Raw genomic sequence first — 9,756 nt, forward strand, 5'->3', positions numbered from 1 at the left:
CGGGGCTATTCTTGGTGATATGGTTAGTTGCGGGGACAGGATTTGGCCGCTGCAGAACTCGCTCCGCTTGCTCAGCGGCCCTCTTGTATTCGCTCGATCGTAGCTTGTTGTCCCTTTCCAGCTCTGCTGCTTGCGAGCGAGCGCGATTGTCGCCGGGCAGCAGCGTCATGCGAGGGCTTGGCCAACCCGTGCATCGCGCGTTATTGAAGAAGATGCTTGTTCGCTTAGCCGCTGGCTTCGCGAGGCCGCGATCCTCGTCCAGCTGCTACGCGGTCGCGCGACATCTCTGCGGTGGGGCGATCTTTCCAGCTCATCGGCGGAGTGTCACTTAAGGCCGCGAACGCTTTACCCACAAGGATGAGCGTCGGCTTCTCGTCAGTGATCGCATTCGCCGCGATTGGCAGCAGGTCGAGACGTGTCTTAAGCAGCCGCTCGCTTGGCATGCTGATGTCGCATGCGATTAGGACCGGCGTCGCGGAGTCGAGGCCCTCGAGAATAAGGCGCCGGCTAATCTCGCCTGCTGCACCGCGCCCCATATAGAAGGCCGTGGTGCTCCCGGGGTCAGCGAGCGCCGCCCAGTCGAGCGCGAGCGCCTCGCCCGCGCGCATGTGCGCAGTGACGAACTGCACGCGGCGGGCGGCGCCGCGCAGCGACAGCGACATGCCAGCCGAAGCCGCAGCCGCGCTGGCTGCAGTGATGCCGGGACAGATGCGCGCGCGGATGCCGACTGCGGCAAGCGCCGCGACTTCTTCGGTCGATCGGCCGAACATGGACGGATCGCCTCCTTTCAACCGCACGACGCGTTCGCCCGCGAGCGCGGCCTCAACCAGAAGGGCGTTGATGGCTCCCTGGTCTTTCGAATGGCGGCCGGACCGCTTGCCGACGGGAACCTGCCGCACGCCTGCCGGGATCAGGTCACGTACGCCGGGACCGACCAAGGAGTCGTAAAAGACCACGCTGGCCGCCCGCAGCAGGCGTTCGGCCTTGCGGGTAAGCAGATCGGGATCCCCTGGCCCTGCGCCGACGAGCCAGACCTCGCCGGCGTGCATGATCTCATCCATTGGCGGCGTTCCTGCTTTCTTCGAGAATTCGGCGAATGGAGGGGCGGCACGAACCGCAATTGGTACCGGCCGAAAGCGCCGCGCCCACGGCCTCCACCGTGGTGAGGCGCTGACGGGCGATGGCGGCGATGAGTGTGTTCATCCCGACATCGAAGCAGAGGCAAACGGTCGCGCCTGCATCTTCGCGCGGGCCCGGCGGAGCGCCTGCAAGCAGGGCAGGGCCGGCAACCGCCTGTCCCAGCTGATCGATCAGCCATTCGCGCCGCGGCAGCAGGCCACTTTCGGTCACGAGCAGCATTGCCGCGAGGCGCCCTTCACGGAGCACCGCGACCCGGCGGGCACCGCGTGCGCGGTCGGAGACCTCCATGCGCTCGCCCTTGGGCAGTGCGGCTTCGATTGCGTGCGGGTCGCCATCGCCGGCCAGTTCGAACAGGACGCCTCTCGGTACCGCGACCCGTGTCGCCCACAGGCACTCGGGCAGCGGCATTGCTTCCGCGCTGATCAGGAAGCCGCGCCAGGCCGGTGTCACTGCCGCCACCGCCGCTGGCGTGGACTTGAAGCCAGGCTGTCCCGAATGCGGGTCGGCCAAGGCGCGGGGCAGCAATCCGGTGCGGCCGCCGCTGGACTGGCGATCGGTCCAGTGGATCGGCGTGAAGATCTCGCCGAGGCGTTGTCCGCTGGCGAATTCGACCCTGAACAGGCTCGCGCCTTGCGGCGTCGACACGCGGGCGAGCCCGCCATCGCGCAGCCCGAACGCCACCGCGTCCTGCGGATGCACTTCGACCAGCGGTTCCTCGCGGTGGCGCGCAAGCTTGGGGCTCAGCCCAGTGCGCGACATGGTGTGCCATTGATCACGGTAGCGGCCAGTGTTGAGCGTCAGCGGCCATTTCGACAGCGGTGCGGTCAGCGAGACCTGCTGGACCGGCACTAACCGCGCGCGTCCGTCGGACGTGGGATAGACGCCATCGGCCAATGCCTCGCCGCCCCAGCGGAACGGTGCAAGCGCGTCATAGGCATCGTTGCCGATGGCGACATGGCCGCTCAGATCGAACAGTCGCGCGCCGCCGTTGCGATAGGCCGAGAGCCGCGCATGCTCGCGAAAGATGTCGGCAGGCCGCGAATAGGCGAACGCATCTGCCCAGCCCATCCGCCGCGCGACCTCGTTGACGATCCACCAGTCGGGCCGTGCCTCACCCGGAAGCGTGAAGAGCGCGCGCTGCCGGCTGATCCGGCGTTCGGAATTGGTGACGGTCCCGTCCTTCTCGCCCCAGGCGGCGGCGGGCAGGCGCACATGCGCGAAGGGGCTCGTGTCGGTGTCGGAGATCACGTCGGAGACGACAACAAAGGGACAGCGGGCAAGCGCATCACGCACCGCGCCCGCATCGGGCATCGACACCGCCGGATTGGTCGCCATGATCCACAGCGCCTTGATCCGCCCCTCCCCTACGGCGCGGAACAGGTCCACCGCCTTGAGGCCCGGTTTGGCGGCGATGGTCGGGGCACCCCAAAAGCGCTGGACGTTCGCCCGGTTCTCCGGCGCGAAGTCCATGTGTGCGGCCAGGCTCGACGCCAGCCCGCCGACCTCGCGCCCGCCCATCGCATTGGGCTGACCCGTGATTGAGAAGGGCGCAGCGCCGGGCTTGCCGATGCGGCCGGTGGCGAGATGGAGGTTGAGGATCGCGTTGACCTGATCGGTGCCGCGCAGCGACTGGTTGATGCCCTGGCTGAACAACGTGACGGTACGCGGATGACATGCGAACAGTTCATAGAAGCGTCTGAGATCGGCGGCGGGCACATCGCATGCGCGCGCCACCGACCACAGGTCGCTTCCCTCGCTTACCGTGTCCCAGAAGCGATCGGGCACGGCCACGCTCCGCTCCAGATAGGCACCGTCGAGCAGCCCCTCAGCACGGCAATGGGTGAGCAGGCCGTTCATCAACGCCACGTCGCTGCCAGGCCGAATGGCAAGGTGAAGGTCGGCACCCTCGGCGGTTTCGGTCCGGCGCGGGTCGATCACCACCAGCTTGGCGCCCGCATCGCAGCGTGCCCGGACGCGCTGATAGACAATCGGATGACACCAGGCGGCGTTCGAGCCTACCAGCACGATTAGGTCGGCGACGTCGAGATCGTCATAGCTTGCCGGGACGATGTCCTCGCCAAACGCGCGCAGGTGCCCGGCGACCGCACTCGACATGCACAGCCGCGAATTGGTGTCGATGTTGGCCGAACCGATAAAGCCCTTCATCAGCTTGTTGGCGACGTAATAGTCCTCGGTGAGCAGCTGGCCCGAGACATAAAAGGCGACGCTGTCCGGACCATGTTCGGCGATGGCCTGGCAAAAGCGTCGGGCGACCAGGTCCAGCGCCTTGTCCCAGCCGACCCGGCGCCTGCCGATCATCGGGTGGAGGAGGCGACCTTCGAGCCCCACCGTCTCGCCCAGATGCGTACCCTTGGAGCAAAGCTTGCCGCGATTGGCCGGATGATCCGGGTCGCCCTTGATGTCCACCGAACGCTCGCCGGTGCGCTTCGCCACGATCCCGCAGCCAACGCCACAATAGGCGCAGGTGGTGCGGATCTCCGCCATCAGGCCGCAGCCTTCAACGCGCCGGCGCGGCAGATCAGCACCCGTCCGGCATCCACCTTGACGGGGATCGCTGGCGTGCACCCCTTGTCGCTGCCCTGCGCCTCACCGGTCGCGAGCGCGATGTTCCAATTGTGCAGGGGACAGGCGACACTGTGGCCGTGGACGATACCCTGGGCGAGCGGCCCACCCTTATGGGGACAGCGATTGACCAACGCGAACACGCGGTTGTCGCCGGTGCGGAACACGGCGATCTCCTCTCCACCCTCGACCGGCACGGTGCGCGCGCCCCGCAGCGGGATCTCGTCGAGCCAGCCGATGTCGAGCCAGTCGCCAATCATGCGATTTCCTCCTCGCGAACGGGGGTGAACGCCGCCATGTGCGCATGCTGCTCGTGCTCCCGTCCGGCGACGCGCTCTGCCCAGGGGTCCTCCTGGCTGAAGCGCTGCGAATGCAGAAAGCGCGCAGTCAACGCTTCGCGGCCCTGCGTATCCTCGACGATGCGCGCCTTGAGATAGTTGAGCCCGACCCGTTCTAGCCACGGCGCGGTGCGCTCAAGATAGCGTGCCTCTTCGCGGTAGAGCTGGATAAAGGCGGCGCAATATCCCATTGCCTCCGCCTCGGTCGCGACCTTGCACAGCAGGTCAGTGGCGCGGACCTTGATCCCGCCATTGCCGCCGACATGCAGCTCATAGCCGCTATCGACGCAGACCACTCCGAAATCCTTGATCGTCGCTTCGGCGCAATTGCGCGGACATCCCGACACGGCGATCTTGAACTTGTGCGGCATCCACGAGCCCCAGCTCATGCGCTCGAGCTTAACGCCGAGCCCGGTCGAGTCTTGCGTGCCGAAGCGGCACCACTCAGAGCCGACACAGGTTTTCACCGTGCGCAGCGACTTGCCATAGGCATGGCCAGAGACCATGCCCGCAGCATTGAGATCGGCCCAGACGGCTGGCAGATCCTCCTTCTTGATTCCGAAAATGTCGAGCCGCTGGCCGCCGGTGACCTTCACCATCGGTGCGTCATATTTCTCGACCACATCGGCGATCGCGCGCAGCTCGCGTGGGTTGGTCAGCCCGCCCCACATGCGCGGCACCACCGAGTAGGTGCCGTCCTTCTGAATGTTGGCGTGCATCCGCTCATTGACGAAGCGGCTCTGCTGGTCATCCTTGTAGTCGCCAGGCAGGGCGCAGAGCAGGTAATAGTTGAGCGCCGGGCGGCACGAGGAACACCCGTCTGGCGTGCTCCAATGCAGCTTCTGCATCACTTCTGGGATCGACTGCATGCCCTGGTCGACGATCTCGCGGCGGACATCGTCATGGCCGAAGCTGGTGCACTTGCACATCGTCTTGGCGCCGGCCTGCACCTCGTCGCCGAGCGTCAGCGCGAGCAAATTCTCGACGATTCCCGTGCACGACCCGCAACTTGCCGAGGCCTTGCAGCCGGCGCGGACGGCGTCCAGGCTGGCGGCGCCGCCGGCGATGCATGCCACCACCTGCCCCTTGCTGACGCCGTTGCAGCCGCAGATCTCGGCATCGTCCGAGAGCGCCGCAACGGCTGCCTTAGGGTCCGTTTGCCCCCCTCCATGGGCGTGGGCTTGACCGAAAATCAGGAGGTCGCGCATCTCGGAAACGTCTTCTTGCTTCTTGAGCAGGTCGAAATACCAGGCGCCGTCGGCGGTATCGCCATAGAGCACCGCGCCCACGACGCGGTCGTTCTTCACCACCACACGCTTGTAGACGCCGCGGCTGGCGTCGCGCAGCACGATGTCTTCGGCACCGTCTCCGCCCGAAAAGTCGCCCGCCGAAAAGACATCGATGCCCGACACCTTGAGCTTGGTCGAGGTCACCGATCCCCGATAGCCGCTGGGCTGCTCAACCAGCCCGTCGGCAAGCGCCCGGCACATCTCCCAAAGCGGCGCGACCAGGCCGTAGACCTGGCCCGCATGCTCGACGCATTCGCCCACCGCCAGCACATCGGGGTCGCTGGTGACCATGTGATCGTCGACCTTGATGCCGCGCCCGATATCGAGGCCAGCGTCCCGCGCCAACGCGGTGCACGGGCGGATGCCCACCGCCATCACCACCAGGCTCGCCGGGATCACGCGCCCGTCCTTCAGCCGCACGCCCTCCACGGCATCCGTGCCGAGGATCTCGGCAGTGTCGGCGCCGGTCAGGATAGTCTGCCCGCGCGCCTCCAGCGCAGATTTGAGCAGCCAGGCTGCCGCTTCGTCGAGCTGCCGTTCCATCAGCGTCGGCATCAGGTGCAGCACCGTGACCTTCATGCCGCGCAGGCTGAGGCCATGTGCCGCCTCCAGCCCGAGCAGTCCGCCACCGATCACCACGGCGTCGCCGCCCTTGTCGGCCGCGGCAAGCATCGCATCGACGTCGTTCATTTCGCGGAAGCCGACCACGCCCGGCAGGTCCTTGCCGGGCACCGGGATGATGAACGGATCGGAGCCGGTGGCGATCAGCAGCTTGTCATAGCCAAGCGTGCGTCCGCTGCGCGACGTGACGGTCTTTGCCACGCGGTCGATCTGCGCGATCGGGTCCCCGGCGATCAGCTCGATACCGTGGTCGCGGTACCAGCCATGGCCGTTGATCACGATCTCATCGAAGGTCTTCTCGCCCGCAAGAACCGGCGAGAGCATGATGCGGTTGTAATTCACATGCGGTTCGGCACCGAAGATCGTCACGCGGTACCGGTGGGGATCGCGAGCGAGCAGTTCCTCGACGGCGCGGCAGCCGGCCATGCCGTTGCCGATCACCACCAGGTGCGGGCGTTGAATGTGGTGCGTCATGGGCGGAGCCTCACGGCTGGAGAGAAGAATGGCGCGCGCATCAGATCCGCACGCCCGCGGTGGCGGCCCAACGAACCCGCCAGCGGCCCTTGACGAAGGTCAGCCCGGCGAGCGCGGCGAGTGCGAGTAGCGCGAAGATCAGGAAGCCTGGGCCGAAGCCACCGGTCACTTGCCGGGCGAAGCCGAGCGAGGAAGCGAGGTAGAAGCCCCCGACACCTCCGGCCATGCCGACCAGCCCGGTGAGGATGCCGATCTCCTTGCCGAAACGTTGCGGCACAAGCTGGAACACGGCGCCATTGCCGGTGCCCAGCGCAAGCATGGCGATCACAAACAGGGTGAGTGCGACGGGGAGGCTGGCTGGCGACATGCTGACGCCCAGCAGGGCCAGGGCCGCGACGACATACACCGTCGTCAATGTCGAGACGCCGCCGATCCGGTCGGCAAGGGCGCCGCCTATGGGACGCACCAGCGATCCGGCGAACACGCAGGCCGCAGTGCAATAGCCGGCGGTGACTGTGCTCAGGGCGAACTGGTCGCTGAAATAGATGGTCAGCGACGAGGCGAGCCCCGAAAACCCGCCAAAGGTGACGCCGTAGAAGAGCATGAACCACCAGGCATCGGCAGTGCGCAGCGGCTCGAGATAGGCAGCGAGCGGCTGCGGCGCTGGCTGGTTCGGCGCGTCCTTGGCCATGACGACGAACGCGACCAGCACGATAGAAAGCGGGATGCAGACCAGCCCGAGCACCGCGTTCCAGCCTAAGGCCTGCGCCAGCGCCGGCGCGAACAGCGCGGCGAGCACGGTGCCGGAATTGCCCATGCCAGCAATGCCCATAGCCTTGCCCTGATGCTCAGGCGGGTACCAGCGGCTAGCGAGCGGCAGCGCCACCGCGAAGCTGGCGCCGGCGAAACCGAGCAGCGTGCCGAGCGCGAGGATTCCCCCAAAGCTGCGGACGCCGAGCGACCAGGCGACGAGCAGTCCACCGATCACGATCAATTGGCTGATCACGCCAGTCCGCTTGGGGCCGATCCAGTCAGCGAGGAGTCCGACAACCAGCCGCAGCATCGCGCCGGCAAGCGTCGGCGTGGCGACCATCAATCCTTTTTGCGCAGGGCTGAGCGCCAGGTCGGCGGCAATATCCGGGGCGAGCGGCCCCAGCAGGACCCAGACCATGAAGGCCAGGTCGAAATACAGGAAGGCGGCGATCAGCGTCGGCGTGTGCCCGCTGCTCCAGAAGTCCGACTTCTTGCGCTTCGGAGAAAATTCGATGTCGGCACCGCCTCCGATCCAGTCGAAGCCCTGATGCAACAGTTCCGGGATCTTCATCCGCACTGCTCCTTTGTGCCGCAGGCACGAAAAAAGCCGCCTCCGACCTCCCGCCTCAAGCGGTGATCGGACAGCGGCTTTGCTGTCTTGCAATGAACAACTGCACCTACGCTGGCGCAGTCATCCGATGTTGACACCCGTTCGTCCGGGCGTCTTGGGGAAGCTGACGCGTTTGGCGGCACTTCGCAAGTGCAAAAATTCTAAGATGCTCGCAATGCTTCCAGATAGCCGGCCAGGTTCTGCGGATCGAAGGCAAGGCCGTCGAAGAACCGGTCCGGCGCTAGGGTGAGGCTGCCCTCGTGCGACGCGGCCGGCGTGGGCTGCTTCAAGGACCCTTCTACTTTCATGCTCGCGCCCGGCATCGCGACTCCGCGCCCGGCCAGTGCGCGGCGATACAGGTCCGACCGGAACACCCCCGCGGCAGCGCGTTCAGCCTCTACGGAAGGCTCTACCATGTTCCAGCGAACGAACTGCGAGTAGATCCAGAGCGCCTGGCTCCGCCACGGAAAATTGGCAGCACCCCGATGAAACACCAGGAAGTCGGACTGGCGCACCGGCTCCCCATCCTGCCGCAGGGGCATGCAGCCACTAAGGGCCTGGGCGATCAGTCCCGGTGGCTGGTCGACATATTCCGGCCTGGCGAGCAGCGCCGCCAAGTCATCGTGATTCGCGGGATCGTCACACCATGCAGCGGCGCGATCGAGCGCACGAAGCAGCCTGTCTAGCTGATCGCCATTGGCCTCCGCCCAGTCCGCCCGCGTCGCTAGCACCTTCTCCACGCCGCGCTGCCAGATGTTGACGCCGGTGGCAGCGATCTCCCCGATGCCCTGGGCCACTGAAACGCTGCTCCAGGGCTCCCCCGCGATGAACCCGTCGACCTCGCCCAGCCGCAGCGCCTGCGTCATCAGCGAGGGCGGGAGCACTCGCAGCGTGACGTCGCGATCCGGATTGATACCGGCATAGCCCAACCAATAGCGCAGCATCATCGCGTGGCTCGAAAAGCGATGAACGATGCCGATGATCGGCTTGCGGCGATGCAGGCCGATCGCGGCGGCGAAATCGTGCGCGGTGGCGATGGGATCGGCCACGCGGCGGCGCGGGTCCGGATCGAGTGCAGCCGCCAGTTCGGACGAAAGCGTCAGCGCGTTGCCATTGTCGTTCAGCTTGAACGGAGCGGCGATGGCGCAGGGTGTCTGGCTGAGCCCGAGGGTCACGGCGACGGCAAGCGGCGCGAGCAGATGCGCACACTGAACCTGTCCATATACCAGCCGGTCGCGCACCGCCGCCCAGCTGGTGTCGCGGACCAGCCTCAGCGCGATTCCCTCAGCCTCCGCAAAGCCGCGCTCGCTGGCCGCGATCAGCGGTGCGCTATCGGTCAGCGGCAGGAAGGCGATCGCAAGCGGCGTCATCGCCCCTCTCCCAACAGGTCGGCGGCAGTGATCAGGGCCTCGCCAACATCCACGATGCGGCGCCCCTGCTTCATGGCGGTAGTGCGCAGCAGCGCGTAGGCGCCGGGCTCGTCCAGTCCGCGGCTGTTCATCAGGATCGCCTTGGCCCGATCGACCGTCTTGCGGTCGGCCAGTTCGTTGCGCGCCGCGTCGAGTTCAGCCTGGAGCTTGGAAAAGGCGTTGAAGCGGCGGATCGCGAGTTCGAGCACGGGCTTCACCCGCTCCTTACGCAGGCCATCGACGACATAGGCGGAAATCCCCGCATCGATTGCCGCGCCGATCATCGATTCGTCGGATTGATCGACGAACATCGCAATCGGCCGCGCCAGCGCCCGGCTGACCGCAAGCATTTCTTCGAGCGAATCGCGGTTGGCGTTACCCAGGTTCATCAACACGACGTCGGGCGCCATGCGCTCCAGCCGCGCGACGAACGCGCCTTGTGGCGGCACGACATCAATCTCTTCGAACCCCGCATCGCGAAGCCCTTCCTCAAGGATGGTGGCGCGCAGCCCGCTGTCGTCGATAATGGCGATTCGCAA

Annotated in this window: 7 protein-coding genes; all 7 read right to left on the bottom strand. The window is 66.4% G+C overall.

What is annotated here, in order from left to right:
* Positions 1-224: 224 nt before the first annotated feature.
* Positions 225-1,061 (bottom strand): uroporphyrinogen-III C-methyltransferase, encoded by an 837-nt coding sequence (gene cobA, locus FHT02_RS14760; RefSeq protein ID WP_184089133.1) that lies wholly within the window; start codon positions 1,059-1,061, stop codon positions 225-227.
* Positions 1,054-3,645: a nitrate reductase gene (locus tag FHT02_RS14765; RefSeq protein ID WP_184089136.1), complete on the bottom strand. Its 2,592-nt coding sequence runs from the start codon at positions 3,643-3,645 to the stop codon at positions 1,054-1,056. The genes cobA and FHT02_RS14765 overlap by 8 nt, the downstream gene beginning before the upstream one ends.
* Positions 3,645-3,983: a nitrite reductase small subunit NirD gene (gene nirD / locus FHT02_RS14770; RefSeq protein WP_184089139.1), complete on the bottom strand. Its 339-nt coding sequence runs from the start codon at positions 3,981-3,983 to the stop codon at positions 3,645-3,647. The genes FHT02_RS14765 and nirD overlap by 1 nt, the downstream gene beginning before the upstream one ends.
* Complete coding sequence (nirB, locus tag FHT02_RS14775) at positions 3,980-6,445, bottom strand: nitrite reductase large subunit NirB (RefSeq protein ID WP_184089142.1); 2,466 nt, start codon at positions 6,443-6,445, stop codon at positions 3,980-3,982. The genes nirD and nirB overlap by 4 nt, the downstream gene beginning before the upstream one ends.
* Before the next feature lie 40 nt (positions 6,446-6,485).
* The gene (locus tag FHT02_RS14780; RefSeq protein ID WP_184089145.1) at positions 6,486-7,769 is read right to left on the bottom strand and encodes a nitrate/nitrite transporter; all 1,284 of its coding nucleotides are present in this window, start codon (positions 7,767-7,769) and stop codon (positions 6,486-6,488) included.
* Positions 7,770-7,969: 200 nt separating this feature from the next.
* Entirely contained in the window at positions 7,970-9,178 is a 1,209-nt protein-coding gene (locus FHT02_RS14785) for a CmpA/NrtA family ABC transporter substrate-binding protein (RefSeq protein ID WP_184089147.1), read from the bottom strand.
* Positions 9,175-9,756 (bottom strand): ANTAR domain-containing response regulator (locus tag FHT02_RS14790; protein WP_246352420.1); only part of this gene is annotated, 582 nt, incomplete at its 5' end. The genes FHT02_RS14790 and FHT02_RS14785, both read right to left, overlap by 4 nt.

The sequence above is a fragment of the Sphingomonas xinjiangensis genome, from assembly GCF_014199255.1.
Classification (GTDB): Bacteria; Pseudomonadota; Alphaproteobacteria; order Sphingomonadales; family Sphingomonadaceae; genus Sphingomonas; species Sphingomonas xinjiangensis.